The sequence below is a fragment of the Pseudomonas edaphica genome, assembly GCF_965277385.1.
Taxonomy (GTDB): domain Bacteria; phylum Pseudomonadota; class Gammaproteobacteria; order Pseudomonadales; family Pseudomonadaceae; genus Aquipseudomonas; species Aquipseudomonas edaphica.
Window position 1 is genome coordinate 4,136,700 of the sequence record NZ_OZ255725.1, and the last position, 26,383, is coordinate 4,163,082.

Below are 26,383 nucleotides of genomic sequence, written 5' to 3' on the forward strand. Positions count from 1 at the left end.
GCGCTCCAAGAATAGACGGATCGACTCGGAACCTCTTTTTTGACGCTCTCGTCGAGTGGAGTTCAGCAGGTCTATTGCTGAAGCAGAGGGGCGTCAATTGACCCGATGAGTGAATGATTTCGCTATGTGAAGGGTTTTTTTTGCTTTCCTTAATAAGTAAGGTTGTTTTTTATTTATGCCTTAAAAATATATATAAACTTGTCAAAAATAGTTGAATATTTAATTCATCTGCGCGCGTTCAGCATCTAATCTATAAACTCAATTACGGAGGGGGATTTATGTTGATCTTTATGAAGTCGATGATTATCGGACTGTGCATAGCAGCCCCCGTCGGCCCAATAGGCCTTTTATGTATACAGCGCAGCCTTATGCGAGGCTGGAGGTCAGGTTTTGCAACAGGGTTAGGGGCAGCAACCGCCGACGCAATGTATGGCTTTATAGGCGCGTTAGGGATCACCGCGATTATCACAACACTGATTATGTTCAAACCCTGGCTGTGCATTTTCGGCGGGCTTTTTCTGGCGTACATCGGCTACCAGACGATAAAGTCAAAGGAGCCTGCAACCGCCTTGTCGGGCGAACGGGCCGGCATGATGAAAGCCTATTCGACGACATTGCTTTTGACCTTATCGAACCCGATGACCATCTTGTCGTTCATCGCCATATTCGCGTCAATGAGCGATGGCATGGTCGGCGACCAAGGCCAGCCTTCAGTGTGGCCAATGGTGACCGGTATATTTCTAGGTTCCGCGGTTTGGTGGCTTGGATTAAGCGGTTTTTCCTCCGCATTCAAAACCAGAATATCCAAGTCAAAACTCAAATTGATTAACTACTTTTCCGGATCGACCATCACCGTCCTTGGTGCGTATCAAGTGGTCACCGGTGTCATGCTTGCCGCTGCTGCATAAGGGCCACAGGGAGCGTGCAGCGGCCCCTATTAAAGCGCTAGGGGCTGCATTTTTAACTCGATATAGGCTTTCAAACGTCCTATCGCGAGATAGATGTCTGATACGGTTGCACTGCTAAAAGTAAGCGTCTGCCCAACACATCTTGCTCAATGTTCAGCGTTTGTCTGGGAGAAGGAAATCTACCTCGTAGATACCCCGTGCCGCACGGATGGTCACAGGGGGTGTGACTGGCCTTATGTCACTCAACTCCCATGCGAGCCAGCCATCCTCAAAATAGCTTGCACAGGCCGCTTGCATATCAGCGAGGATGAAGGGACGCACGGCTTTCACGCGCACAATTGCCACGGCAATACCGTTATCGTCTTCGTCCCCATCGTTATGGAGAAATCGCTCGTTTTCCACAATCAGGAGATCCTCGCAAGGATCTAAGTCTGGAAGCCAACGACGGACTTCGAGGATTTTCTCGCCAGAAGCGATTCGGCCGCCACTGGGCCGTACAATTGATAAAGCCTTTATGGTTTTCTCCTAAAAATTAGACGCTTGGAAAATAGTCGCTTCGACAGGATTCCACTTATGCGGCAGAAGCTCGGTAATCTTCACTCTGTTGGGCAGCGTTTCAAAAGTGAAGCAGTTCGTCGTTTGTTTTTTTGTAGAGTTTTCATGGGCTGAAAATAGGCTAGCACTTACTACTTTTTTGATGGATTATTTTTTAATGGAAATCGTATGAGTTTCATTAAACTTTTCACCTTTTTTCACGGAAGACCTTCATGGATCGTATAGACATCAAAATCTTGAGCGTGGTGCAAGATTCGGGGCGCATTTCCATTACCGAATTGTCAAAGCACGCGGGCCTTTCCATTCCTGCCACAACTGACCGTCTGCGAAAGCTCGAGGATGGGGGAATCATTTCTGGCTATTGTGCTCAGGTTGATCCAGCGAAGCTGGGGTTTGGCATATCAGCCGTTGTCGGCATGACGACCTTCAAACCATCAAAATCCAAGTTGATCGCGACGCTCAACGACATCCCAGAGGTCGTTGAATGCCTGCACGTTACGGGTAATGACTCTTACCTTATTAGAATCTATGCCAAGTCGATGGCAGACATCGAGAGCGTTATCGCGAAGATTAATAACTATGGCGAAACGCGCACCAGCATCGTTCTATCGGTGCCAATCGAGAGAAGGAAACTGGTACTCGTCGACAGATAGAAGCTGGTTACAAGGGGGGGACACTCCTGCATGCCAAGATGAGTGCCAGGCCAGTGCCGCCAGATCCTTAGTCGGGTGCGATGTTTATGTGGTGGCAGGAGAATGACTGGCCGTCAGCCATGTGCAGTCCATACCTCGAGCTCTGCCCCGCGGGTCAACGGCCGCCGATAGCCTGCTTGTTTTGAACGAAGGTGCGCCGAGGATTGAAGGTTCTTAAGGCCGAGTTGCTGCGTAGCAAATCGGCCTTTTGATTTTTACTACTGCGGGGAAGGTGATGTGGCGGTTGTGGGGTGCAGTACGGACAGCACCCGCTCGATCAATAACTCACCCAGCACGATTAATTGTTGGCTGCCCAAAAGCTTTTGACGGTTTTCGCCTTCGAGTTCGAAGGCTAGGTCAGTGGTGATAGCGTTCAGCGAGGCCAGGGTTTCGCTGGCTTGAATCAAGAGGGTTTCTGGGTCGATGTCTTGAGCGACCGTGAAAAGGTTCGCTGGGGGATTTGGGGTGATTTTTTTCATGGCGCAAACTCCTTGATTGGTGGAGTCGCCAGGCATCGCTGCTAAACGAAGAGGGTGGCGACTGTACGCGGGTTAGCAGACCAGGAATCAAGGAACCCAGCGCACCCGAAAGTGCCCCACGCACAGCCGCCATAACGCAGTCCAGCTGATGCTGAACGGATGGTGGCGTTGCAGGCCTTGATATTAACCGAGCTGCTAAACCCGGTCGCTGATTTTGCAGCGACGGGAGGAGGTTAGCTGTGTAGGTGAGGTGGGAACAGTTCACCAATGGCGCGATATCTTGAAGGAAAAGTCCGAAGGGCCACCGGCTGGGCTTTCCAGCCTTCAGAAACAACAAAATCCTCATTAGGCGGGTTTTGGCGATGCTTCGAATTGGTGGGCCGGGGTGAGCTGAAATGATGTGCTAAGCCTATGAAAAATATGAAGTTGTTTAGTTGCGCCGTCTTTGTGGAATACCATTTGGAATGCGCTGCACAGGATTGAGGCGGAATGCTGAAGCGTGATCCTCCTGAGTCAATTACCAAGAGTCATTTCGCTGTGGCCAATCTCGTGGTTGTCATCCCGTTTTTCTTTCCTGTGTTGGATGAGGATAGGTACAGGTGTCAGCTTTAAATGAAGGGACCTAATTGGCTTTGATTACTCATCGTTAGCATCCGGTTGCTAAGAGTACAGGTGCGTGGTTGAGCAGTATCTTGTACTTGTACCTTGCTCGCGGACTATGTGGGCGTGAAAACGGCGAAAAATTCCTTGAAGCCCTTTGTGGTTAATGTGTTATGTATGCGTGGCAATCCTGTTTCATCTAAAGGGGCGGTTCCTTTGCCATTTCGGCTTCTCTCGTGCTGGAGTTGCTCTTGCAGTTTATCCACTGATAGCCAATAGTTGCATGTCTGCTGGTCATGTGATCGATTGATGCTGAAGTATTTTCCGTCTCGCTCACCTGCGACTGGGTAATGATGAATGGACTCACTCAGCCAGTATAACTTGGAGTCCAATGTGGCTATCCATGTGTCCTGAAGCTTGCCATAAAAGAGCTCTTTGGAAAACTCCAGGGCGCCTTTTATGTATTTAAGGTCTTGAACGCCATTGAAGATGTTTTTGAAGCGCTGCGCTGGCTTGTTGCTCCCACTCATGAAGTTGTTCTTGATATCTTCGATTTTGGCGTTAAGCTCGTCGGAATAGTTGGGCTTTTTCTCACAGAAGCAGTACTTGGCAATTTCGGCTTCAACGGCGCTGAGCATATCAATGTCATCACAAACACGGCTCATATATGTTTTGAATTTTTCAATGCTTGGCAAGCTCGGCTTCGTGGCGTTGATAATATGTATCTGCATGAGCGAAAAAAACGGCACGCTGTAGAGGTGCTGCTCTTCTATGCTGAGTTCTGAAAACTCATACGGTCGGGTTCTTTCCGTTTCATTTGGAGTGTTTCGTGTCGCGGTTGGATGATCGATCATCTGCGGGCAGAATATTGAAAGAAACAATTCATACATTTCAAAGCTAAGCTTCTTGAATTTCGGGTGGACCTCATTAAGGGCAAGCCCAGGCGTTATGCACAGACTTTGTGGTGGGCAAGAATTTATGAAATTTATAAGTCTAGTTAAGTCGAAATCGTTCGGGCTGTGGCGGCGAAGAATTACATCTTCCATTCTCACCAGAATGTTAAGGTCGAGAATCAAGGTCGTTTCTATGCCGTTCCGCTTGTTTTCGGCCACCATGCTTGGGGTGAGCCGCGGGGAACTGTCGGTTTTGCGGCAAGGCTTTATGAAATGTAGGGTATGTGTGGGCATTGTGATTTACCTAACTCCTATCTGATTAGGCTGCGTCCTTAGATCGTGTGCTGCTTACTGCGTAGAGCCTGCATTGCCTGCTGGGGCAGCGTCAAGTAGATAGTCAGATATTGCTTCTAATGATCCTTTAGTGGTGATAAATTTATGCTACTAATCTATGGCGTGGGTTGTATGAAGAAAACTAGGCAGGAAAACGTAATTCAAGCTGCAATTACTGGTGCATTGGAAGCCTACTGCAGAGATAGTCGGACTTCGCTCAAAACCTTCCCCCCATATGCTGTCCAGCAAGGCGACGGAATGCGGCTGTATTGTGGTGATCTAGTCGCTATGTTGGAAGACGCTAAAATACTGCTTTTGGAAATTAAAGAGCTTAATTGTAAAAGCGGGGTTTTTGACCAGTTTGATGGCGAGCAATTCAAAAGCTGCCTTGCTTATGAGGAACTTGGCGTTCCCATTGCATATTCATATAATGCTATATCTCTTCCTGATTATGATGATCGCTCGGATGTTGAGCGGTGGCCTGAGTTAATTTTGGGTAGGACGAAACGGGCAGTGCCGAGTAAGCTACCAAACAAAAAGCCAGATAAGTTAAATCATTCATCGCTGCTGGATTGGCTTCGTGATGATCAGGGCGGCGACATGACTGCGGGCTTTGGCCGAGTGCTCGGTGCGCTTGAGCGTCCGGAAACGCTAAAGAATGGTGCGTTGGTCCTTCTGTACGGCGTAGCTGAGCAAACGCTTGCAATGCTAGATCGTGAACAGGTTCTGCTCGTTTTGAACTATTTGGACAAGGAAAGTAAATTGCGTCCGGGTCATTATAAGAAGATAGAAAGTGTACTGGGTGCCGCAGCTGAGGTATTTAAAGGTTACATAAAGCCTATGATTAGTAGAGACAACTCTGGTGGGGCGACGCCAGGGCAGCCGTGAATTATTTTATTGATTTTCTGCAGGGTATGGTTGTTCAAGGAGTTCTAGGCGCGTGGTGATCCTAATGTCTGGCTCGAAGGTTAAATGCAGAAATTTATCCGATCGCTGGAATCCTGGTGCTTGTAAGCCATCCTCAGAGTCAAGTTGGTTGGTTCTGACCAGTACCTATGCTGCGGGTGCTGATGAAATAGTCAGCCATGGTACTCAGAGGCCTTCTACATCAATTCCATGTTCTGCCAGCCATGTCTTGCGCTGTGCGTAGTCAGGCATGACGCGTTCAAGGCGGAGCCAAAATTCTGGGGTGTGATGTGGCTCTTGCAGGTGCACCATCTCATGCACAACCACATACTCCGCAATGGGCTTGGGCAGCAGGATTGTTTTCCAATGAAAATAGAGCTGTGCGCCCTTGCCACAGGAGCCCCAGCGATAGCCCAGATCCTGCACACGCACACCGCTGGGGGTCAGGTCCATTCGCGCTTGGTGGTTCTCGACTCGTAAGGCCAGCCAGCTGCGGGCATGTTCGCTATACCAACGGATGAAATGTTCGCGGGCTCGTGGCAGTTCGCTACACAGCAGGCGGAAGCGACCAGCAGAAAGTTTTAGCGGCCCATCCTGCTCATCGACCAGTTTGAGGCGATAACTTCGCCCCAAGTACAGAAATCCCTCTCCGTCGACGTATTGCTTAATAGGGATTGAGCGCTGCAGGCGCTCCTTTTCGGCAAGACGCGAATAAATCCAGAAGCTTTTTTCCGCTACGAATTGACGCAGCGCTTGCTCCTTCACCTCTGGCGGAGCGGACAGGATAAGGGCGCCGTCACGCTCGACAGTGATCTCTAGCGTCTTACGCCGCGCGCTGCGGCGCAGTGTGAATTGTAGGTCATTGATGGTTAGCGTTTCGTTGCTCACAGCTGCATCAACCGTTCATGGCTGGCTCTGGCCTGATCCATCAAACGGTCAGACAGCACCCCCGCCGTATCGCTATCCACCAAGGGTGGACGCAGTCTCATCAAGTAATCAAATAGCTGTCCGGCCAGCTCCTCCTGTGCCGCTCGCTTGCGCGGGCTCCAGATATCGCGGTGGCTCTGGAGTTCGCCCACGAACAGATCGACCAGTTCCACTGTGACATCCTTCAAACGCAGCAGATCGGCGGGCTGTGGAGTGGCGTCGGCACACAGCACATCCAGGAGGGTGCGAAGGAAGGGGGCATAGTGTTCGGGCAAATCCAGAGGGCTGTAGTCATCGCTCATTTGACCGCTGCGCAGCTCGTTTATGATCTTTTGCATCTGCTCAACCAATTGATCCCACTGCTCGCCCAGCGACTTGAGCAGCTCGTTCAGGCGTTCGGACAGCTTGCGATAGAGCACCGGATCTTCATCAGTATGCTTGCGCACATGCGAGCGAATGGCGTGCTCCATCTCTGATGCCTTGGCGCGGTCGTTGACGCTTCGCGACAACTGTTTCTCGAAGTCTGCATCGGTGAGCTGGATCGGCGGAATCTTCGGGTCGATGCCCAGTGAGATAACATGATCGTCGATCAGTTTGCGCACCTTGGCACCGACATCCTTGCCCAATTGCGGCAGGTCCTTGTAGCGCCCACGTGCCCGCGCGTGGATATAGGCCAGGCGCTTGGCATCCTTGACGAAGGGCAGGCCCTCGGGGCGTGGCAGCACGGTGTCCAATGAGTTGAGGAACGCTTTGAGTTTTACCGCAAATTCGGCGCGCACCTTTTCCGACTCCAGTGCGGCAATGCAGGTTTCGGCATCTTCCAGCGACTCGATGCCCTGGCGACGCAGCACATCCACTACACGAAGATGACGATCGCGCAGCACCGGCACCTCGTCCTTGATGCTGCTCAGCGCACCTTCGATATCCTCGTCGGCATAGGCTGCCAGCGCTTCGCGCAGGTGGTTGGCGACCCCGTAGTAATCGACCACGATACCGCAGCGCTTGCCGAAACCAGTACGGTTGACCCGCGCAATGGCTTGCAGCAGCTCGGCTTCCTTGATTGGCCGGTCAAGGTACATGACCCCTTCGATGGGGGCGTCAAAGCCGGTGAGCAACATAGACTTAACGATCAGGAAAGCCAACGGGTCGGTCTTGCCTGGCTGCTCATGATTCAGGGGCTTCTTGAAACGCTGGATCAGCAGCTCGTGCTTGCTGCCATCCGTCCAGGTTTTCCACTCGGCCGGATCGTTATTTGAGCCGGAAATAATCGGTGCGAATTCCAGGCTGCGTAGCCTGTCGCGATAGCGCCACGCCTGCACGCGCGCCTGCAGCTTGGGTGGACGCTGGCACAGTGCTTCATCGTCGAGGTCCTTGTCGGCTGCTGGCAACGCTTCGGCCTCGGCCAACAACTGATCGCGGGCGGCCTGTAGTGCGTGGAAATAGCGGATTGCCGCAATCCGGCTATAGGCTACCACCTGCGCCTTGTAGCCATTGGGCAGGATATTGGTGACGTAATGTCTGAGGATGTCGCGCGCCTTATCTGCAATCAGCGCGGGGGCATCAAAGATATGGCCTTTGGTGGCGTATTTTTTCTTGATCAGCTCCAGCTCGTCCTGACTGTGCTCGCGGAACAAATCCTCGAACAGTTCATCCAGGCTCGCTCCATCTTTTAATGCGCCCTGGGCAGTGCGTCCTTCGTAAAGCACCGGCACTGTAGCGCCATCTGCCTCGGCTTCCTTGATGGTGTATTTGTCGATGAACGCGCCGAAAATTTCGTGGGTGCGTTTCTTATCGCCCATGATGATCGGTGTACCGGTAAAGCCGATGCGCACGCAGTTGGGCAGGCCCGCCAGCAGGTTTGCCTGTAGATCGCCGGCCTGGGTGCGGTGCGCTTCATCGATCAATACCAGAATGCTCTCGTCGTGGTTGAGCACCTCGAATGGTTTGCTTACCAGGTAGGGCGCGCGCTTTTCTGCGGCCTTGAGGTGTGCAGTAGCTTGCGTAGGGATCGACGCCTCCCTATCTTCTTCCTGTTCGGGATTGCGATACTTCTGGATGGTGGCGAATACCAAACCGGGGCCCTGGCGACGTGCCAAGGCTTTAACACCCTCGATATTAGAGGCCACCTCCGGCAGTTCACCGCTCAGCGTGGCGGTGGCGGAGAGCTGGTTTTGCAGGTCTTTACGGTCAGTGACCACGATGATTTTGAAGCGGCGCAGTTGTGTATCCGTGCGCATCTTGCGCACCAGAAATACCATGGTCAGGCTCTTGCCTGAGCCTTGAGTGTGCCAAACGATGCCGCCGCGCTGGTCGCTCTCGCCGTGCTCAAGGCGTGTCTGCCCGCGTTTCATGCGGATCACCGTGCGGTTCACCGCGCGGTACTGCTGGTAGCGGCAGACCGTCTTGATGGTTTGCCCGCCAACCGGCATGAACAGCATGAAATGCCGGATCAGATCGAGCAGGTGGGCCGGCGTCAGCATGCCTGCCACCAGGCGCTCCTGCTCGGACAGTTTGGCTTTGCCCAACTGCTCGGCTACTGACTGCTCGCTGCCGCTACCCTCCGGGCCAACCACGGTTTTCCATTGGGAGAAATGCCCGAAGCCGGCCCCAATGCAGCCCACCTGTGCTTCGTCGTAGCTACTGGCGACCAACAGCTGCACGCTAGCGAACAGTGTTTCGTTGCCCTCGTTGTCCTCGACTTCGAAGGCCGCCTTGCGCTGGTTGCTGTAGCGGCGCAATTGATCGACAGCTTCGGCCAGCGGTTCTGGGATGGATGGGCTCTTGCATTCCACCACCACCAGCGGGATGCCGTTCACCAGCAACACCAGATCCGGGACGATAAATTTCTTGCCGCTGCTGTACCCCGGTGGGCAATCCACTCGGAACTGGTTGATCACGCGGAAGTGGTTATTGGCCGGGTTGGCCCAGTCGATGTACTGGATGGTCTGACCACGTCCGCCTTCCCAGCCCTGAAGGCCATCGACCGTGATGCCTTTGAGCAGCAGCTCAGTGACTGTATGGTTGGCTTCCATCAGCTTGCCGGCGCCCACGCGGGTAATGGCCGCCAGTGCTTCGGCAATGCGCTGCTCATCCAGCCAGGGCTGACCGTCGCGCAGGTTGATGGCAAGCAAGCGCTCGGCCAGTGCAGCTCGCTGAATTACTTCACTGAAACTGCTGCGACCAGTGATGGCCGGGTCGTCGAGGCTGCCCTCGATATGCTTCCAGTTCAGCCCCTGTAACTGAGCCACAAAGGGTTTTTCGACGTCATCCAATTCCCAGCCCACGGTTACTCCTTTAATCCAGTTCAGGCGTGTATGGGCTCATACAGGCTCATACAGGCTCATAAGCGGCTCATAGCAGCTCATAGAATTTTTTAGCCGAGCTTATAGACCGACCAGCGTCGTTCACCCTGCTGTATCAGTGTGCCCTTGTCTTTCATGCGCTTGAGCAGTTTTGCCGCTTGATCAGGCGAGAGCCGACAAAGATCCATTACTTCAGCGCGCTGAATCTGCCCATGCTGCTGCACGTAGTTCAACACCATCTGCTCATGTTGAATGGGTGTGAAGCCTGCCTGGCGGGTATAACCGGCCTTGTCGCCCACGGCCTGGTAAAGACTGGCTGACAGCGTGTAGCTGCGCCCTCGGGTAGAACCGTGGGCCTCGACCAAGCCGGCTTCGGTCAGGGCTTCCAGCGTGCGTTTGGCACTGGCGGTGTCGCGCTGGATCTGTACGGCCAGTTCGTCGGCCGTGACGCGTTTGGTTTCACGCAGAACGGCCAGGGCGATCAGGCTGTCGATGGGCAGCTCGGCATTGGTGGCGCGCTCGTGCTCGACTACCAGGCGGCGAAAATCAAGGTCGGCCTCGGCTGTGGGCAGGCGCAGCACTACGCTTTGGGCGGTAGTGTAACTGTAGTCCGGGGCCGGTCGGCCGAACTTGAGCATGCCGCGAAAAATCTTGTCCACCCCTCGGCCGGAGCGTTCGACCACGCCGACGCGCTTCATGGCGTCGGCCAGGGCCGGGTTGCGCGGACGGGGTTCGGTCACCAGCAGGTTGGCCAGGGTGACGCCATCGACCAGGCCACCGGGGTTGCTGACCACCAGGGCATCGTCCTCCAGGCGTACATGCACCGCGCCTCTGCCGTGGTAGTCGCGATGCACCAAGGCATTGGCTACGGCTTCACGGAAGGCGCCGAGGTCGACCTTGGGCACTGGCACGCGGAACAGGCCGACCTGCAGTTCTTCCTCTGGGTTGTAGGGACGGAAGTTGGTTTCCAGCCAGTCCAGGGCCTTGAGCAATGGGAAGCGGCGAAACTCGTTGAAGCGCACTGCCTGCTGGGCCAGCACCTGGAAAGCGAACTCATGGGTGGGCACCAGTTGGCGCAGGGAGGTTTCCCGACCGATCAGTAGCAGGCCGGTGAGGGTTGGCACGCGCGTACCGTCTGGCTGGCGCGCAGTGAGCAGTAGTGCGCCGTCCAGAGCTTCATCGTCCAGTTCCAACAGCACGCGGTCGCCGCCGTATTGCTGCACTGCCTGGCGCAGACGTTCGCGTTCCAGCGGGTCGAGGTCGGCAAGGGTGGCACCGGCCACCGGCTGGGCGGAAACATCGAGCAGGCCGAAGCTGCTTGCGCGGCTGCTGCGCTCATGGGGCAGCATGGCTATGCATTCGGGCGTGCCGTCGTGTTTCAAGCGGCGGTGCAGGTAGACGCCGCTGGTTGTGGCCACCTCGCCCTGGGTCTTGGGTACATGGATACGCGCCACGGTCACGCCATCCAGGTCGAGCGCCTCGGCCTGTATGTTCAGCGACGGCGAGGTGCGCGCTGCGACCATGCCGGCCAGGCCCTCCAGCAGGTGATGCTCGGCATGAAGGCCGGTGGGTGTGCCATCGTCCTCGACGCCCAGCCATAGCTCGCCGCCTTCGGCATTGGCTAGGCAGACCAGAGCCTCGATTAGCTCGCGGTCGGGGAGCTTGCTGCGGTCGCTTTTGAACTCGACGGTGAGGGATTCGCGGGGCGGTAAGCTCGGTGTCATATCAGGCTTCCGTCGGTGCAGTTGCATGCTGAAAAGATTCCAACAGCGGGGTGACGCGCACGCGGCCGGTCAGCAGATCATCCATCAGGCCGGATTTTTGTCGATTTAATTTTGAAAGTAAGGACTCTTCATTTTCTAGTCGCGCTGTCATACCCGATATGCGCGACACTATGACATCCATCTCATGCTCTTCTGGCCAAGGAGTACTCATCTCGGCCAGCTTTGAGATGTATAAATGCTTGATCGTAGAGCCACCAGAATCAGCCAGCATTCTCTCTTGACCGATAGGAGACTGGAGGTAGGTTGCAAGGTAGGACGAATCAGCGCCGGTTTTGGGCGAAAGAACAGCGACAGATTGATTCACGCAGACGTCATCACGGTCGAGAACGGCAACACGGCCGAGAGTTCCATCCTTGGTAACAAGCACATCGCCAATGTTCGGCCGGCTCTTTGCTGAGAGCAATCCAAATGCGCGCTCAGTGGTATGACGTGCTTGCTCGTACAAAATTCTGCTTTCCGATACGTCAGTGGCTGTCAGCATCCACGGGCCTTCATTGGTTGTCGGCATTGGGCTTGTAAAACCATAGGTAATCCTTGCCAAACGCTTTGCTAAATCTATGCATTGCCACTTCCTCGGAATCCACCCCAACGGCGACTCCTTGTAGAGTTGCGGTGCTTCGCTCTGTGGCGGGCGCAGTTGGCCTTTGGAGTCGATGCCACGGGTCAATAGATCGTGCAGCAGGCCCTGCTTGACGGCCTTGAGCTTGTCGATCAGTGCCTCGGTTTCGCGTATGGCGGTGTCGAGGATGTCCAGGATTTGGGCAATCTTACGGCGCTCCCCGAATTCTGGTCGGTAAACCTCCAGCTCATAGACATCCCTCCGGTTCAGTCCTGGGATACCCGTAGATGTATCCAGTAGATGAAGCGGCAACCAAGACAGTACCCAATACAGCCAACGACGCTCTTCTGGCGGACAGTTCACCCAATACGTCGTATCAATGGCCCATAAATCATCATCAGACCAAGTGACCTTGCCGACGCTGCCCTTACGACCGACAACAATCCCCGGCCCAGCGATCAGTGCGGATTGATGGCGACCCACCTCACCATTTGAGCCAAATACGGGAAAGCCGTGTCCAGTACGGCGTTCGGCAGGTAGCGGCTCACCATATTCAAGAGAGAGGAGCGCGTCGAGTTTAGACATATCCCAATCCCTTCAGGAAACCATCTAACGCCTCTGCCGCCGCATTGCGCTTCTGCTCGATTTCGTTCAGCGTTATTCGGTACTTGTCCCACCAGTTCTCGAAGGCGGCGACTATCTGCTTGCGCTGGGCGGCTATATAGCGCTCGACGATGGCCTGCATATCGTTGTACAGGATGGTCAACAGCAGTTCGGCGGCTTGCTGCTCGTCCAGCCTGTCGACGGCCTGATTCAGGTGGCTGGCGAAGTTCTCCTGTCGGTTTTTGAGCTGTTTCTTCACCTTGGTGAACTCGGCTTTCCAGGCCTTGAGCTGGGCTTCGTCGAAGGTGTTTTCTTCGTCATCGGTATCCGTCGAGCTGTCGGCCTCGTCAGCCTCTTCCCCCTTGGGTGGGGATGCGGCCTTGAGCTGACTATCCAGTTCGGTCTTTTTTGCTTCCAGCTCGGCCAACTCGGCAACAAAATCACCGAGCAGGAATTTCACCAGCTTGTGCTCCAACGGGCTTTGCTTGCTGGCCTTGTCTTCCAGAGCGGTGATGATGCTGATGCGCCAAGCGTCGATTACGCCCCGGCAACCGCGGGCCATCAAGCCAAGGAAGTCATATTTGCTCTGGTACCAAAAGCCCGCGACGATGCCCCTGACTTGGAAAGGGTCGAGCAGGCCAATGCCTTCCAGCGTCTGGCTAAAACTGGCCAGTAGCTCGCCGCGCAATTCGACCAGGGCAGCGCTGTTATCCAGCTTCCCAGCCAGGGTGATGATCCGCGGGCTGTGTACGTGCCACCAGGTTTCGAAGGCATCACGCAGAGCGGCTTCCTTCGCCTGTAGGCCGGGGTTGCTTTCGATGGCTGGCTTGAGGTCGGCGCGGCAGGTCAGCTCGCCGCGAAAGTCGAAATACTGCGCATCGCGTGTGATGAATAGGTCATGAGGGTCGAGGCCGTGGGCGGTGAACAGCGGCGTTTTCGCTTCGACTTCGGTCTTGGGCACACCACCCAGCAGGTGAGCACGCACATCATGTGGCTCGGGTGGTGGTGCGTTATCCACGTAACGGCGGATATTCAGGTTGTAGTCGTTGTCGCGCAATGTGGCGATATCCACCACGTCGCTAAGGCCGTCGATCCGGCGAAATTCGTCGAAGGCAGTGGTGATTTTCTCAATGTGCTCGGGTAGCAGGTAGTTCTGCGCACGGCCCTCGAAGTACTCGCGGTCGGCGTTGATAAACAGCACCTTGCCCTGGCGCTCGGCAGGCTTGGCGCTGACACGGTTGGCGCCTTCCTGCTTTTGTTGGCGCAGGATCAGGATGCAGGCGGGAATACCGGTGCCATAGAACAGGTTGGCCGGCAGGCCGATCACAGCTTCGAGCAGATCGTTTTCGATAATGCCAGCGCGGATTCCGCGTTCCTCACCGCCCCGGAACAGCACGCCGTGGGGTAGTACGGTGGCGATCATGCCCTCGTCGCGGATCACAGCGAGCATGTGCTGCAGGAACATCAGGTCGGCCTTTTTCGAGCCCAGCGGCACCTCGCCGAAGCAGAAGCGTTGCTCGCGAAATGTCGGGTTCCAGGCCAGGCTGCCATCCGCGCTTTTCTCGGTATGGCCCCAGTTGATGGAGAAAGGCGGGTTGGTGAGGATTCGGTCGAAGCGGCGCAGTTCGCCGCCCTCGATATGCCGAGGGTCGGCTAGGGTGTCTTCGTTCTCCAGCCAGGCGTTGCTGATGCCGTGCAGCAGCATATTCATCTGCGCGATGGACCAGACGGTGCCGTTGAATTCCTGGCCGAACAGGTTGGCCTTGCGGCCGTCCTCGCCGTGCTCGTCGATATATTCCTTGGCAGCAATCAACATGCCGCCAGAGCCGCAGCAGGGGTCGTAGACATCGTGTGCCAGAGTCGGCTTGAGCAGGTACACCATCAGCCGCACCACCGAGCGCGGCGTATAGAATTCGCCACCTTTCTTGCCGGCAGAATCGGCGAACTCTGCTATCAGGTACTCGTAGGCAGCACCCAGCAGGTCGGGGAATTCAAAGTCGCTGTTGCGCAGGCGCACTTCACCGAAGTGGGTGATGAGCTGGCGCAGCTTCTGATCCGGGATCTTGCTCTGGCCGATCTTGCGGGTGAAGTCGATATGCTCCAGCACCCCTTCCAGGGAGACGTTATTTTCCTCGATGCCACCCAGCGCTTTGTTAAGCAGGTTGCCGACGTTGATGTGAGCTTCGTTGAGCAAATACTTGAAGCGCGAATGGCTGGGCACCCAAAAACTGCCATCACGCTTGTACCAGCGCGGGTTTTCCGCCGTGACAAAGGCCTCGGCCTTGCTCTTGCCAGCGTTTATCTCATCGGTTACGACCTGCTCATAGCGCTCCTCGAATACGTCGGAGCAGCGCTTGAGGAACAGCATGCCAAAAATGTATTCCTTGAACTCCGAGGCATCCATCTTGCCGCGCAGAATATCGGCAGCCTTGAACAGATGGCGTTCCAGTTGTTGCAGCGTGAGGGGCATTGCGGAGTCTCTTTTGGGCACCCAGGGAGCGGAAGCCGATCCTGATGGTATTAAATGCCGGGGATTGTATCCCAATCCAAGCTCGGCACTGAGTTGTCTCGGTTGCACGGGTTCAGGTTGGGCGTCTAGCGCTAGCTGTACTGACTTTTCATGTCTGTGATTCGCGCTGATGCCAATTGCTGCGTGGTGAGCCTTGCTGTTCGCCAAAAGCGACCCACTGCTGTATCTCTCAGTCGCGTGCGGCCTGGAAAAGGGCCGTGGAGCTCAATAGCCCTGAAACCCCCGTATTTACTGGATTTCAGGCACAAAAAAAGACGTCCGTGGACGTCTTTAGATGTTGAAGTGGTGGAGCCGGGGGGATTTGAACCCCCGTCCGCCAGTACTCCGCTGTCGGTACTACATGCGTAGCCGTTTCTATTAAGTTAACCCTCAGCGACCCGAAGGGCAGGGTGCTTTGGGCGAGTTGTGTAAGTTTTAGCCGCTTCGTCCACAACGTACTGCACGGCGATTCTGTTCTATATGACAATCACTTTGGGTTTACAGACATCCCCTGGTGATTGCTGGACCCGAAGGTACCAGAAGCTCAGGGCTAAGGCTGCTTACGCAGCGAGAGCGAATTCCTGGCCGTAGTTTTCGTCATTGGCAACTATAAGAAGTTGCAACAGTGGATTTACGAGTTCTGTTACCAACTCGGCATGCACCTAAAGTTTCGCGACCGGCGTCGAATCCTAAACGGCCCCGTGCTTGTAACTCGTTGTTTCTTAGTGAGTGACAAGCCTGTGCAGTGTACGCCAAACCGTCACGGAAGGCCAACCCGAAGGTTGGCCCTGCGTATCAGCAGCGCTTATTGGCCACCTTTCTCGCTGTTCTGCAGGTCTTGGATGGCCTTGGAAGTGATCTCGATGCATTTTTTGTCATCGCCAGCGGCGTGCGCGGCTTTGGCCTGGGATACGGCGGTGTCTATTTCGCCCTTTTTGCCACTGGTGTCGGTGGCGAGCAGGGCTTGGCCGTTGTTGATTTTATCCAGGTTGATTTTGCACAGGTCCGGCTCGCCGGCAGCAAAAACAGGCGAGGCCAACATTGCGGCGGTGATGAACACGCCAGCAAGAGCAGTACGCTTCATGGGGTATCTCCTTGAGCAAGTAAGGCTCGATGCTGCGCCAAGGCGGGGCAGCCAGCGAGGTCACGGGTGAGCCTCGTTCGCCGAGGCCTATTCAAGTGACTGCGCCGGCACGCAGGGGTTCTGTTTTATTTGCAGGTTTCATGGGCGCGGGCCTGGGTGACGCGGTCTACGAGGTAGACCAGGCCGTGGTAATCGATACCGCCATGCTGGCTCAGGCCGATCTCGCAGGTGCGGCTGGTAGAAATGCCCTCGCTGCAATGTTGCACCGCGTCCTTGAGCGAGCGCAGTGAGTGGGCGTTGAGTTCCGGGGTGGTGAAGCCTTTGTCGCCAGCGAAGCCACAGCAGTGAATGCCTTCCGGGATCACCACGGTGGTGGCGCAGCGCCGCACAAGGTCGATCAAGGCCTGGCTTTCGCCCAAGTGCTGGGTGCTACAGGTGACATGCACGGCGATGGGGGCTTGCTGTGGCGTGAAGTCGAGGCGGTCCATCAGGTGGGTGCGGATAAAACGCACCGGGTCGTAGAGGTCCAGGCGGGTTTCGCCGAGGTCTTGCACTAGCCGCAGGGTGCAGGGGCTGGTGTCGCAGTAGATCGGGTCGAGGCCGCCACGGCTGGCGTGGAGCAGGGCGCCGATCAGCTCCTGGCGCTTGTGCTCGGCTTGTTCGGCGTAGCCTTTGGAGGCGAATGGCTGGCCGCAGCACAGGCTGTCCTGGTTGTCGGGAAACACGACTTGGTAACCGGCTTTTTCCAGCAGACCGCGGGTTTTGTCGTACAGCGACATCTGCTCTTTATCGTCGGCTGATGGGCCCATGGCGCGTGAGACGCAGGCGGCCAGGTAAACCACGCGCGGGCGCTCGTCTTCAACTGCCGGGCTGAAGCGTATGGCTTTTTCCGGCTGTGGCATGGCATTGCTCCACTGCGGGATCTGCCCCTTGGACAGCTGTGTGATTTTTGCCGAGAGCTTCGCCAGGCGAGGCGCGCCCAGCAGCATGCGCGCGCCATTGGCGACATGCAGGGTAAAGCGCGCACCTTGCATGGCCGTGGCGAAATGGCCGGCCAGCCAGTCGGCGGTTTTCGTACGGTCGGCGTCGCGAGCACGCAGCTTTTTCACCAGGTCGCCGGTATTGATGCCGACCGGGCAGCGTTGCGCACACAACCCGGTGGCGGCGCAGGTGTCGATGCCTTGGTAATGGTAGGCCGCTTCCAGTTCGGTGGTGTCGACGCCTGCGCGTCTCTTTGCCTGGATATCGCGCCAGATCACGATGCGCTGGCGCGGGCTGAGCGTCAGGCCTTTGGAAGGGCACACTGGCTCACAAAAACCACACTCGATGCACTTATCCACAAGCTCGTCGGCCGCAGGCAGCGGCTTAAGGTGCTTAAGGTGGATTTGCGGGTCTTCGCTCAGCACCACGTCGGGGTTAAGGATGCCGTTGGGGTCGAGCAGACGTTTAAGCTGCCACATCAACTGGTAGGCATCGCTGCCCCATTCCAACTCGACGAAGGGCGCCATATTACGGCCGGTGCCGTGTTCGGCTTTCAGCGAACCGCCGAACTCCACGGCTACCAACTGCGCCACATCGTCCATGAACGCCTGGTAGCGTGCGACTTCTTCACTGCTGTTGAAGCCTTGGGTGAACACGAAATGCAGATTGCCTTCCAGGGCGTGTCCGAAAAGGATCGCTTCGTCGTAGTGATGTTTGTCGAACAGTTCGATCAAGCGATTTACGCCGATGGCCAGTTGCTCGACCGGGAAGGTCACGTCTTCGATGATCACCGTGGTGCCGGTTTTACGCACGGCGCCGACGGCCGGGAACGTGTCTTTGCGGATGGCCCACAGGCGGGCGTTTTCCAGCGGGTCCTGGGTGAAGTCGACCTGTTTTTCTACCGGGAAGGCGGCCAGGGACGCCATGATCAGCGCCAGTTGTTCCTGGAGTAATGAAGGTGATGCGGCACGGGATTCGATCAGCAGCGCGCAGGCGTTTTCCGATAGCTGCTGTACGAAAGCCGGCATGCCGGGTTTGTCCTGCACCGAGCGCATGCTGCGCCGGTCCAGCAACTCAACGGCGGAGACGGGTTGGGTTTTGAGCACCGTCACGGCATTGCAGCAGGTTTCCACATCCGGGAACACAATCAGCGCCGAGGCCTTGTTCGGGTGGTCGATCACCGTGTCGTAGGTCACTGCGCTGATAAAACCGAGGGTGCCTTCGGAGCCCACCAGCAGGTGGCTGAGGATATCCAGGGGTTCATCAAAATCCACCAAGGCGTTGAGTGACAGGCCGGTGGTGTTTTTCAGACGGTATTTGTGGCGGATTTTTGCAGCCAGTTCGGCATTTGCCCGCGTCTCCCGGCCCAGCGTGGCCAGGCGCTCCAGCAGCTCGCCATGCTGTTGGCGAAAGGCGCTGACACTGGCCGCGTCCTCGGTATCCAGGCGGCTGCCATCAGCCAGTACCAGGCGGATGCCGGCCAGGGTGTGATACGTGTTTTGCGCGGTGCCACAGCACATGCCGCTGGCATTGTTGGCGACGATGCCGCCGATCTTGCAGGCGTTGATCGAGGCCGGGTCGGGGCCGATCTTGCGCCCGAACGGCGCCAGCCACGCATTGGCCTGGGCGCCGATCACGCCGGGTTGCAGGCGGATCTGCGTGCCTTGGCCACGAATTTCGCGGCCATTCCAATTGTCGCCCAGCACGATCAGCACCGAGTCGCTGATGGCCTGACCGGACAAGCTGGTGCCGGCTGCGCGGAAGGTCACGGGTACGCGGTCGCGCTGGGCCAGGTGCAGCAGCGCCACGACTTCGTCTTCTGACTCCACGCGAACCACCAGCTGTGGGATCAGTCGGTAAAAGCTGGCGTCAGTGCCGAAGGCGAGGGTGGAAAGAGGGTCGTCGAAGCGACGATCTTTCGGGATCAGTTGTGCGACGTCGCTCAGGAAAGCAGCAGGCAGGCTCATCGGTCCTCCAGAAATAGCTGACGCCGGCATCGTTGTCCGGCGTCGATTCTTACCCTGTTACGCGCAGGTTTTAGTGCACCAGCATACCGGTGAACCAGTAGGCCTGCGCCAGCGTGATCAGCCCGACGATGGTGGCAAAAAACAGGCTGTGCTTGAGGGTAAAGCGGAACAGGTCGGACTCTTTGCCCACCAGGCCGGTGGCGGCGCAGGCCACCGCGATTGATTGTGGCGAGATCATCTTGCCGGTCACACCGCCGCTGGTGTTCGCTGCTACCAGCAAGGTGTCGTTGACGCCGATCTGATGCGCCGTGGTGGCTTGCAGCGAGCTGAACAGGGCGTTGGACGAAGTGTCGGAGCCTGTCAGGAAAACCCCCAGCCAGCCGAGGAACGGCGAGAAGAACGGGAAGGCAGCGCCGGTGCCGGCCAATACCAGGGCCATGGTCGAGGACATGCCGGAGTAGTTGGTGACGAAGGCAAACGCCAACACCATGCCAATGGACAGGATCGGCCAGCGCAGTTCGTAGAAGGTCTCTTTTAAAGTGGTAAGACCAGTCTTGAGGTTGATTTTCAACACCAGCATCGAAATCAGTGCAGAGAAGAAAATCGCGGTGCCGGTGGCTGAAATCGGGTCCAGCTTGAACACGGCCGGAATCGCCGTGGGGTTGGTGACGATCGGGGCGACCTTGATCACCAGTTGATCCAGGTGCGGGATCGCGAAGTTGAACACCCAGCTGTACATCGAACCGCCGGCGGCGAACATCGCTTTGAACGGCTTGAGCGTCCAGATAGTGACCAGCACTGTGAGGATCAGGAACGGCGACCAGGCTTTGAAAATCTTCCCCAGGCTGTAAGGCGAGGCGACGGTTTGGCGTGGCTGACCGAAGCCACCTGCGCTGGCGGTGACCGCTGCGCCGGAGGTGGCGCCGGCAATCTGTGCGCCGGCGCTGCGTTTGGGCTGCCAGATTTTCAGGAACAGGGTCAGCGCTACCAGGCTGGCCAGGGCTGAGGTGATGTCCGGCAGTTCCGGGCCGATGAAGTTGGAGGTGAAGTATTGGGTGACGGCAAAGCTCAGGCCCGCTACCAGTGCGGCTGGCCAGGTTTCGCGAACGCCGCGCAGGCCGTCCATCATGAACACCAGCCAGAACGGCACGAACAGCGACAGCAGCGGTAACTGGCGGCCGGCCATGGCGCCGATCTTGAACGAATCGATACCGGTCACTTGCCCGGCGACGATGATCGGGATGCCCAGCGCGCCGAACGCTACAGGCGCGGTGTTGGCGATCAGGCACAGGCCGGCGGCGTACAGCGGGTTGAAACCCAGGCCCACCAGCAGTGCGGCAGTAATTGCCACAGGGGCACCAAAACCGGCTGCACCTTCAAGGAAGGCGCCAAAGCAGAAGCCAATCAACAGCACCTGCAAGCGCTGGTCATCGGTAATCGACAGGACCGAGCTGCGGATGATTTCAAACTGCCCGCTCTTGACCGTCAGTTTGTAGAGGAATACGGCAGCGACGATGATCCAGGCGATGGGCCACAGGCCATAGGCAAACCCGTAACCGGCGGCGGCCAGCGCCATGTCTACCGGCATCTGGAACGCGAAAATCGCCACCAGGATCGACAGCGCCAGGGTGATGCTGCCTGCCACGTGGCCTTTGAGGCGGAACACGGCCAGTGCCAGGAAGAAAAATACGATCGGGATAACGGCGGCCAATGCGGACAGGCCGAGGCTGCCGAGTGGGCTGTAGAGCTGTTGCCAGGTTTGCATAATGGGGTGGCCCCTGATTGTTGTTGTTTGGTCAGCTTGGATAATTGGTAATACCAATTTACAGTCGCTGTCGGCTAGAGTAAAAGCCTTGGCAGGGGTGTGTCAATTTGCCGCCCACGAAACTTTGGTCGTGGCGGTGTGGGTGAGGTGTTCTGGTTGGGTCAATCGAAGGCGTTCTGATAGGTGCCGCAAGCGCGGCGATAGGCGAGAATAGAGGGCCTGGCGAGTGGTCGGGTTTGTGGAGAGTGAGTTATGGGGTTTGATCAGGTGCGTCAGCGCCGTTTGTCTGACGATATTGTCGAGCAGCTTGAGGGCATGATCCTTGAGGGCACGCTCAAGTCGGGCGAACGCTTGCCAGCCGAACGCGCTTTGGCTGAACAGTTTGGCGTGTCGCGCCCTTCGCTGCGGGAGGCGATTCAGAAACTCGCGGCCAAGGGGTTGTTGGTCAGCCGCCAGGGCGGCGGTAACTATGTGGCGGATTCTCTGGGTTCGACCTTCAGTGATCCGTTGCTGCACCTGCTGGAAAATAACCCGGAGGCTCAGCGGGATTTGCTGGAGTTTCGTCAGACCCTGGAAGCGTCCTGTGCTTACTACGCTGCACTGCGTGCTACTGAGGTCGACCGCGAGCGGCTGACCGCAGCGTTTGAGGCGCTGCAGGATTGCTACACCCGCGCCGATGAAGTTAGCCGGCTGGAAGAGGGCGCAGCGGATGCGCGCTTTCACCTGGCCATCGCTGAGGCCAGCCATAACGCCGTGTTGCTGCACACCATTCGTGGGCTGTTCGATTTGCTCAAGCGTAACGTGGTGACCAATATCGGCGGCATGTACCAGCAGCGTACAGAAACCCGCGACATGCTCATCAGTCAGCATCGGGATTTGTATTTGGCAATTATCGAAGGGCGGGCCGAACAGGCGCGGGAAGTCTCAACACGTCACCTGCTGTATGTGCAGGAAGTGTTGGAGGAGGTGCGGCAGGAAGTTCAGCGCGTGGCTAGGGCGGAGCGACGTAAAGGGATGTAGCCCGCGTGGGCTACACCGTCACAAGGATTACTCTTCCTTGCCCTTGTTGCGCACGGCGCGATGCAACTCACGGTTGGAGTCGCGCTCACGCTCGGTATCGCGCTTGTCGTATTCCTTCTTGCCCTTGCCCAGCGCGATCTCGCACTTGACCAGGTGCTTGCTCCAGTACCAGGACAGGCAGATACAGGCATAGCCTTTCTGCTGTACGGCGGCAGCGAGCTTTTCCAGTTCGCGGGCGTTGAGCAACAGCTTGCGCGTGCGCACCGGGTCGGCAATCACGTGGGTGCTCGCGGTGGTCAGCGGGGTGATATGACTGCCCAGCAGCCATGCCTCGCCATCTTTGAGCAATACGTAGCTGTCGACCAGTTGCAGCTTGCTGGCGCGCAGACTTTTTACTTCCCAGCCGGCCAGGACCAGACCAGCCTCGAACCGATGTTCGATGAAGTAATCGTGTCGCGCCTTTTTATTTTGCGCGATGGTCCCTGTGGGGTGTTTCTTTTGTTTAGCCATAGGGGCGGCATTATAGGGAGTTGCGAGCGTATCGGCTACGGTCAACCTGCGTGCTTGAGCGTGTTGGACGAATCCCGGACAATACCGGCAGTTCTCTGGTTTTTTTCTCTCGCGGATCGGGCTGTTCTTTCGCGATGTTTGCCTCAAGCAGTGGAAGTAACGCTCACATGACGACGCATATTCAACGTTCGGCTTTATTGCCTTATCCGGCTCAGGCGCTCTATGACCTGGTCAATGACGTAGCGCGTTACCCGGAATTCCTGCCTTGGTGCTCAACCGCCGAAGTGCTGGAAAGCAGTGATGAGCATATGGTCGCCAGTGTCGGGGTAGCCAAGGGTGGGCTTAGCCAGCATTTTGTTACGCGCAATGTGCTGGTGCCGGGCAAATCCATTGAGATGAACCTGCAGGAAGGGCCGTTCACCCAGTTGCATGGGGTATGGGTATTCAAGGCGCTGACCGACAAGGCCTGCAAGATCAGCCTGGACCTGTCCTTTGATTACGCCGGCCCGATTGTGCGGGCGACCTTGGGGCCTTTGTTCAACCAGGCGGCCAACACCCTGGTGGATGCATTCTGTCAGCGGGCCAAACAACTGCATGGTTGAGATTGAAGTGGTGTACGCCGCTGAGGACCGCCAGGTCTTGCTGGCGGTGACGGTGCCTGCGGGCACCAGCCTGAGGGCCGCGGTGCTGGCGTCGGGGATTGCTGAGCAATTTCCAGGCTTGGTATTGGCGGATTGCCAACTGGGCATATTCGGCAAAGTGGTCGCCGATGCGCACGTGCGTGTTGCGCAGCCAGGTGATCGAATTGAGATTTATCGGCCCTTGCTGGCAGACCCCAAGGAAGTGCGCAGGCTGCGTGCGGCCAAGGCGGCCTTGGCGCGGCAGCAGAACCCATAAGGCTGCCAATCGGCAGGCAACAAAAAGCCCGGCATGCCGGGCTTTTTATCGAGCGCCGCAAAATTACTGCGGGCTGGTGTCCAGAGGCTGTGGCGTCGGGACAGGAACGGTCTGCACGCCGTCGACGTCCTTCTGGATCTGATCCAGCAAGGAGCCAGGTTTGGCCGGTACTTCGGACTTAGGCTTCTCTGCTTCCTGCGCTGGCGCAGTCACATTGGTGCCGTTGTCCTTGCCGAGCAAGGCTTCATCACGGCTTACGCCGGGCATGAAGTCACCGGACAGGCTCACAAGCTGGTCATTGCCATTGAAGATGACACTGACGCGCTCCTGCTGGCGCTCACCGCCACCTGGCTGGATGCTGTAGAGATAATCCCAGCGATCGGCATGAAAAGTGTCGGTCAGCAGGGGGTTGCCCATAATAAACCGTACTTGCCGTCGGGTCATTCCCGGGCGTAACTGGTCTATCATGTCCTGCGTGACGACATTGCCCTGCTGGATGTCGATTTTGTAAACCCCGGGGAATGAACAACCGGCGAGTGCGAGCAGTCCCACAAGGGTGAAACTGGTTAGCAAGAGCTTGGTGTTTTGCATCGGTGGGCGACTTCCACTATCTTGGCTGGGACAACGTAAACGCCGATCATACCCGTATTAAGAGAAGCTGCGAAGCAGCATCCGCGAGAAAGCTAACCATGGTTGAAAATAGCGAACTACGCAAAGCCGGTCTTAAAGTGACTCTGCCACGAGTCAAGATTCTACAAATGCTCGATTCTGCTGAGCAGCGCCACATGAGTGCCGAGGATGTTTACAAGGCGCTGATGGAGTCTAACGAGGACGTTGGCCTGGCCACGGTTTACCGTGTGCTGACCCAGTTTGAAGCCGCAGGGCTGGTGGTTCGTCATAATTTCGACGGCGGTCATGCAGTGTTCGAATTGGCTGACGGTGGTCATCACGATCACATGGTTGACCTGGATACCAATGAGGTTATCGAGTTCACCAGCCCGGAAATCGAGAAGCTCCAGCACCAGATCGCTGAGCAGCATGGATTCGATTTGGTGGACCATAATCTGGTCCTGTACATCCGTAAGAAAAAGTAAAAATCGACACAGATTTGCTCTGTGAAACGATAGAAGGCGACCCTAGGGTCGCCTTCGTGCTTTCTATAAGAGAGAAAATAGAGCGAAAAAAGCTCGGTTCAAGCCTTGGCTGCCACTACCATCTTCTTCGCGTGGGCCAGGGACTCTTTCGTCAGGTCGATGCCGCCCAACATCCGCGCCACTTCTTCTACCCGCTCCGATTTGTTCAGCTTGGACACGGCCGTATGCGTCGCATCGCTGCCGCGCACTTTGTGTACAAATAAATGCTGATGCCCTTGGGCGGCCACTTGCGGCAAGTGAGTCACGGTGAGCACCTGGCCACGCTCCCCAAGGCGGCGCAGCAGTTGGCCGACAATCTCCGCCGTCGGCCCGCCAATCCCCACGTCCACTTCGTCGAATACCAGCGTGGGTACCCGCGAGGTCTGGGCGGTAATGACCTGAATCGCCAGGCTGATCCGCGACAGCTCACCGCCGGACGCCACTTTCGCCAGTGCCTTGAGCGGCTGGCCAGGGTTGGCGCTGACCAGCAGCTCCACCTGTTCCAGGCCATGGGGTTGCAGCTCGTTGCTGGTGTTGGCGTGCAGCTCAATGGTGAAGCGCCCGCCAGGCATGCCCAGGCGTTGAATTTCCTGCTCCACGGCACTGGCCAGGCTGGTAGCGGCTTGCTGGCGCAGGTCGCTGAGCTCGCGGGCCTTTTCCTGGTAATGGCGGGCGAAGGAGGCGAGTTCATCGCCCAGCCGTTCAATGGATTCATCATTGGCGTTGAGGGTTTCGATCTCATCCAGCAGCTTTTGCTGCATCGTCGCCACTTCGGTCGGCTGGATGCGGTGTTTGCGCGCCAGGGTATAGATAGTGTCCAGGCGCTCTTCGATTTCTTGCAGGCGCGCGGGGTCGGCGTCGAAGTGGTCCAGGAAGCGATTCAGTTCCCCAACGGCTTCTTCTACCTGGATCTGCGCACTGGTCAGCAGGGTGGTGGCCTCGCTCAAGGAGCCCGACCCGCTGTTCACGCTCGATAGGCGATTGAGGCTGGCGGTCAGTGCGTTCAGTACATTGCCCGAATCACTTTCGCTGCATTGCTCCACCACTTGGCGGCAGATACCCAGCAGGGTTTCGGCGTTGGTCAGGTTCTTGTGTTCCTGCTCCAGTTGCTCCAGCTCGGTTTCGCCAAGGCCCAGGCTCTCCAGCTCTTCAAGCTGATAGCTGAGCAGTTGATGGCGAGCGCGTTGTTCGTCGCCGGAATTGGAAAGTCGCTCCAGCTCCTGGCGGGTTTGCCTCCAGCGCTGGGCGGCAAGCTGCACCTGGCGCGCCAGGTCGGTGGCGCCGGCGTATTCGTCGAGCAGTCGGCGATGAGTGTCGGTTTTCAGCAAGGATTGGTGTTCGTGCTGGCTGTGGATATCGATCAGCAATTCGCCCAGTGCCTTTAAATCGCCAAGCGGGCAGGGCGTGCCATTGATGTAGCCGCGTGAACGACCTTCCGCCGTAATGACGCGGCGCAGGATGCACGGGCCTTCATTATTAAGGTCGCGCTCGGCCAGCCAGGCCTCGGCTTCGGGAATATCGGCCAGGTCGAACGTGGCCAGAATGTCGGCCTTGTCTGCGCCGGGGCGTACCACGCCACTGTCGGCGCGGTCGCCCAGGGTCAGGCCCAGGGCGTCGAGCATGATCGATTTGCCGGCGCCGGTTTCGCCTGTGATTACGCTCATCCCGCGATCCAGTTCGAGATCCAGGTGTTCGACGATGGCGTAGTTATGTACGGACAGGTGCACCAGCATGACGGCCGCTCCCAGGCTTTAGGTCTGGTTATTTATACAGTGTTTTATTCAGGGCTGGCAATCCTGGTGCTTAGCTCAATTTGCTTGAGTGCGCGGATTTTTTAGCGCAAAGCGCAATGACGCTGCCGGAATTGATCCAGAGCAAGCGAAAGACTTTTGGTAACGCCTGCGCCCTTGAACCTGAAAATTGTGGCCCCATATACCGGAACAGAAGCGCGAGTTGAGTTCGCGCATGATTTTGAA

21 protein-coding genes and 1 other RNA gene are annotated in these 26,383 nt (G+C 56.9%); 7 read left to right on the forward strand and 15 right to left on the reverse strand.

All coding sequences use genetic code 11. The features are described from left to right. Positions 1 to 278 precede the first annotated feature (278 nt). Positions 279 to 908 carry a LysE/ArgO family amino acid transporter gene (locus ACQY47_RS18805; protein ID WP_017139287.1) on the forward strand — a complete coding sequence of 210 codons (630 nt, stop codon included), beginning with the start codon at positions 279 to 281 and terminating at the stop codon, positions 906 to 908. 153 nt (positions 909 to 1,061) lie between these two features. On the opposite strand, the gene ACQY47_RS18810 is transcribed toward ACQY47_RS18805, so the two are convergent. Further along, positions 1,062 to 1,424: an ASCH domain-containing protein gene (locus tag ACQY47_RS18810; RefSeq protein ID WP_099547629.1), complete on the reverse strand. Its 363-nt coding sequence runs from the start codon at positions 1,422 to 1,424 to the stop codon at positions 1,062 to 1,064. Between the two features lie 251 nt (positions 1,425 to 1,675). On the opposite strand from ACQY47_RS18810, the gene ACQY47_RS18815 reads away from it, so the two are divergent. Next, complete coding sequence (locus ACQY47_RS18815; RefSeq protein WP_428550937.1) at positions 1,676 to 2,116, forward strand: Lrp/AsnC family transcriptional regulator; 441 nt, start codon at positions 1,676 to 1,678, stop codon at positions 2,114 to 2,116. A gap of 257 nt (positions 2,117 to 2,373) precedes the next feature. On the opposite strand, the gene ACQY47_RS18820 is transcribed toward ACQY47_RS18815, so the two are convergent. Beyond that, entirely contained in the window at positions 2,374 to 2,634 is a 261-nt protein-coding gene (locus ACQY47_RS18820) for a DUF6124 family protein (RefSeq protein ID WP_017139284.1), read from the reverse strand. Positions 2,635 to 3,350: 716 nt separating this feature from the next. After that, positions 3,351 to 4,421 carry a hypothetical protein gene (locus ACQY47_RS18825; RefSeq protein WP_428550940.1) on the reverse strand — a complete coding sequence of 357 codons (1,071 nt, stop codon included), beginning with the start codon at positions 4,419 to 4,421 and terminating at the stop codon, positions 3,351 to 3,353. A 144-nt stretch (positions 4,422 to 4,565) separates the two neighbouring features. On the opposite strand from ACQY47_RS18825, the gene ACQY47_RS18830 reads away from it, so the two are divergent. Beyond that, on the forward strand, positions 4,566 to 5,348 hold the full coding sequence (locus tag ACQY47_RS18830) for a hypothetical protein (RefSeq protein ID WP_428550943.1): 783 nt from the start codon (positions 4,566 to 4,568) through the stop codon (positions 5,346 to 5,348). Positions 5,349 to 5,552: 204 nt separating this feature from the next. Here ACQY47_RS18830 and ACQY47_RS18835 read toward each other — a convergent pair whose 3' ends face one another. The 9 genes from ACQY47_RS18835 to ACQY47_RS18875 form a co-directional block, all read right to left on the reverse strand. Then, a complete protein-coding gene (locus ACQY47_RS18835; RefSeq protein WP_428550946.1) occupies positions 5,553 to 6,254 on the reverse strand; it encodes a M48 family metallopeptidase in 702 nt (233 codons plus the stop codon). Then, positions 6,251 to 9,577, reverse strand: coding sequence for a type I restriction endonuclease subunit R (locus tag ACQY47_RS18840; RefSeq protein WP_428550949.1), 3,327 nt, complete (start codon positions 9,575 to 9,577; stop codon positions 6,251 to 6,253). The genes ACQY47_RS18835 and ACQY47_RS18840 overlap by 4 nt, the downstream gene beginning before the upstream one ends. Before the next feature lie 89 nt (positions 9,578 to 9,666). Continuing rightward, positions 9,667 to 11,319 (reverse strand): ATP-binding protein, encoded by a 1,653-nt coding sequence (locus ACQY47_RS18845; protein ID WP_428550952.1) that lies wholly within the window; start codon positions 11,317 to 11,319, stop codon positions 9,667 to 9,669. A gap of 1 nt (position 11,320) precedes the next feature. Next, positions 11,321 to 12,523 carry a restriction endonuclease subunit S gene (locus ACQY47_RS18850; protein WP_428550955.1) on the reverse strand — a complete coding sequence of 401 codons (1,203 nt, stop codon included), beginning with the start codon at positions 12,521 to 12,523 and terminating at the stop codon, positions 11,321 to 11,323. Next, on the reverse strand, positions 12,516 to 15,011 hold the full coding sequence (locus ACQY47_RS18855) for an N-6 DNA methylase (protein ID WP_428550958.1): 2,496 nt from the start codon (positions 15,009 to 15,011) through the stop codon (positions 12,516 to 12,518). Before ACQY47_RS18855 ends, ACQY47_RS18850 begins: the two co-directional genes overlap by 8 nt. A gap of 343 nt (positions 15,012 to 15,354) precedes the next feature. Further along, positions 15,355 to 15,751: a transfer-messenger RNA gene (ssrA, locus tag ACQY47_RS18860) on the reverse strand. Positions 15,752 to 15,855: 104 nt separating this feature from the next. After that, positions 15,856 to 16,134 (reverse strand): hypothetical protein, encoded by a 279-nt coding sequence (locus ACQY47_RS18865; protein ID WP_428550961.1) that lies wholly within the window; start codon positions 16,132 to 16,134, stop codon positions 15,856 to 15,858. A 125-nt stretch (positions 16,135 to 16,259) separates the two neighbouring features. Then, on the reverse strand, positions 16,260 to 19,082 hold the full coding sequence (locus ACQY47_RS18870; RefSeq protein ID WP_428550964.1) for an FAD-binding and (Fe-S)-binding domain-containing protein: 2,823 nt from the start codon (positions 19,080 to 19,082) through the stop codon (positions 16,260 to 16,262). A gap of 70 nt (positions 19,083 to 19,152) precedes the next feature. After that, positions 19,153 to 20,847: a lactate permease LctP family transporter gene (locus ACQY47_RS18875; RefSeq protein WP_428550967.1), complete on the reverse strand. Its 1,695-nt coding sequence runs from the start codon at positions 20,845 to 20,847 to the stop codon at positions 19,153 to 19,155. A 252-nt stretch (positions 20,848 to 21,099) separates the two neighbouring features. Between ACQY47_RS18875 and ACQY47_RS18880 the strand changes: the two genes are divergently transcribed. Continuing rightward, complete coding sequence (locus tag ACQY47_RS18880; RefSeq protein WP_017139269.1) at positions 21,100 to 21,867, forward strand: GntR family transcriptional regulator; 768 nt, start codon at positions 21,100 to 21,102, stop codon at positions 21,865 to 21,867. Between the two features lie 27 nt (positions 21,868 to 21,894). Here ACQY47_RS18880 and smpB read toward each other — a convergent pair whose 3' ends face one another. Beyond that, positions 21,895 to 22,377, reverse strand: coding sequence for an SsrA-binding protein SmpB (gene smpB, locus ACQY47_RS18885; RefSeq protein ID WP_003176160.1), 483 nt, complete (start codon positions 22,375 to 22,377; stop codon positions 21,895 to 21,897). A gap of 167 nt (positions 22,378 to 22,544) precedes the next feature. On the opposite strand from smpB, the gene ACQY47_RS18890 reads away from it, so the two are divergent. Together ACQY47_RS18890 and ACQY47_RS18895 are read left to right on the forward strand one after the other, a co-directional pair. Beyond that, positions 22,545 to 22,979 (forward strand): type II toxin-antitoxin system RatA family toxin, encoded by a 435-nt coding sequence (locus tag ACQY47_RS18890; protein ID WP_005791512.1) that lies wholly within the window; start codon positions 22,545 to 22,547, stop codon positions 22,977 to 22,979. Next, on the forward strand, positions 22,972 to 23,274 hold the full coding sequence (locus ACQY47_RS18895) for an RnfH family protein (RefSeq protein ID WP_017139268.1): 303 nt from the start codon (positions 22,972 to 22,974) through the stop codon (positions 23,272 to 23,274). Before ACQY47_RS18890 ends, ACQY47_RS18895 begins: the two co-directional genes overlap by 8 nt. Before the next feature lie 63 nt (positions 23,275 to 23,337). Here the strand turns inward: ACQY47_RS18895 and ACQY47_RS18900 are convergent, their stop codons facing one another. Further along, positions 23,338 to 23,865, reverse strand: coding sequence for an outer membrane protein assembly factor BamE (locus tag ACQY47_RS18900; protein ID WP_017139267.1), 528 nt, complete (start codon positions 23,863 to 23,865; stop codon positions 23,338 to 23,340). 98 nt (positions 23,866 to 23,963) lie between these two features. Here ACQY47_RS18900 and fur point away from each other — a divergent pair, with 98 nt between their 5' ends. Then, positions 23,964 to 24,368, forward strand: coding sequence for a ferric iron uptake transcriptional regulator (fur, locus tag ACQY47_RS18905; protein ID WP_017139266.1), 405 nt, complete (start codon positions 23,964 to 23,966; stop codon positions 24,366 to 24,368). Positions 24,369 to 24,466: 98 nt separating this feature from the next. Here the strand turns inward: fur and recN are convergent, their stop codons facing one another. Then, positions 24,467 to 26,140: a DNA repair protein RecN gene (recN, locus tag ACQY47_RS18910; RefSeq protein ID WP_017139265.1), complete on the reverse strand. Its 1,674-nt coding sequence runs from the start codon at positions 26,138 to 26,140 to the stop codon at positions 24,467 to 24,469. Between the last annotated feature and the right edge of the window lie 243 nt (positions 26,141 to 26,383).

What these genes read in the sequence shown, in the direction of transcription:
- ACQY47_RS18890 (WP_005791512.1), top strand. Translation starts at nt 22,545, where the DNA reads ATGACGACGCATATTCAACGTTCGGCTTTATTGCCTTATCCGGCTCAG.
- ACQY47_RS18845 (WP_428550952.1), bottom strand. Translation starts at nt 11,319, where the DNA reads ATGACACCGAGCTTACCGCCCCGCGAATCCCTCACCGTCGAGTTCAAA.
- ACQY47_RS18850 (WP_428550955.1), bottom strand. Translation starts at nt 12,523, where the DNA reads ATGTCTAAACTCGACGCGCTCCTCTCTCTTGAATATGGTGAGCCGCTA.
- ACQY47_RS18815 (WP_428550937.1), top strand. Translation starts at nt 1,676, where the DNA reads ATGGATCGTATAGACATCAAAATCTTGAGCGTGGTGCAAGATTCGGGG.
- smpB (WP_003176160.1), bottom strand. Translation starts at nt 22,377, where the DNA reads ATGGCTAAACAAAAGAAACACCCCACAGGGACCATCGCGCAAAATAAA.
- ACQY47_RS18865 (WP_428550961.1), bottom strand. Translation starts at nt 16,134, where the DNA reads ATGAAGCGTACTGCTCTTGCTGGCGTGTTCATCACCGCCGCAATGTTG.
- fur (WP_017139266.1), top strand. Translation starts at nt 23,964, where the DNA reads ATGGTTGAAAATAGCGAACTACGCAAAGCCGGTCTTAAAGTGACTCTG.
- ACQY47_RS18880 (WP_017139269.1), top strand. Translation starts at nt 21,100, where the DNA reads ATGGGGTTTGATCAGGTGCGTCAGCGCCGTTTGTCTGACGATATTGTC.
- ACQY47_RS18830 (WP_428550943.1), top strand. Translation starts at nt 4,566, where the DNA reads ATGCTACTAATCTATGGCGTGGGTTGTATGAAGAAAACTAGGCAGGAA.
- ACQY47_RS18820 (WP_017139284.1), bottom strand. Translation starts at nt 2,634, where the DNA reads ATGAAAAAAATCACCCCAAATCCCCCAGCGAACCTTTTCACGGTCGCT.
- ACQY47_RS18805 (WP_017139287.1), top strand. Translation starts at nt 279, where the DNA reads ATGTTGATCTTTATGAAGTCGATGATTATCGGACTGTGCATAGCAGCC.
- recN (WP_017139265.1), bottom strand. Translation starts at nt 26,140, where the DNA reads ATGCTGGTGCACCTGTCCGTACATAACTACGCCATCGTCGAACACCTG.
- ACQY47_RS18875 (WP_428550967.1), bottom strand. Translation starts at nt 20,847, where the DNA reads ATGCAAACCTGGCAACAGCTCTACAGCCCACTCGGCAGCCTCGGCCTG.
- ACQY47_RS18855 (WP_428550958.1), bottom strand. Translation starts at nt 15,011, where the DNA reads ATGCCCCTCACGCTGCAACAACTGGAACGCCATCTGTTCAAGGCTGCC.
- ACQY47_RS18900 (WP_017139267.1), bottom strand. Translation starts at nt 23,865, where the DNA reads ATGCAAAACACCAAGCTCTTGCTAACCAGTTTCACCCTTGTGGGACTG.
- ACQY47_RS18870 (WP_428550964.1), bottom strand. Translation starts at nt 19,082, where the DNA reads ATGAGCCTGCCTGCTGCTTTCCTGAGCGACGTCGCACAACTGATCCCG.
- ACQY47_RS18895 (WP_017139268.1), top strand. Translation starts at nt 22,972, where the DNA reads ATGGTTGAGATTGAAGTGGTGTACGCCGCTGAGGACCGCCAGGTCTTG.
- ACQY47_RS18825 (WP_428550940.1), bottom strand. Translation starts at nt 4,421, where the DNA reads ATGCCCACACATACCCTACATTTCATAAAGCCTTGCCGCAAAACCGAC.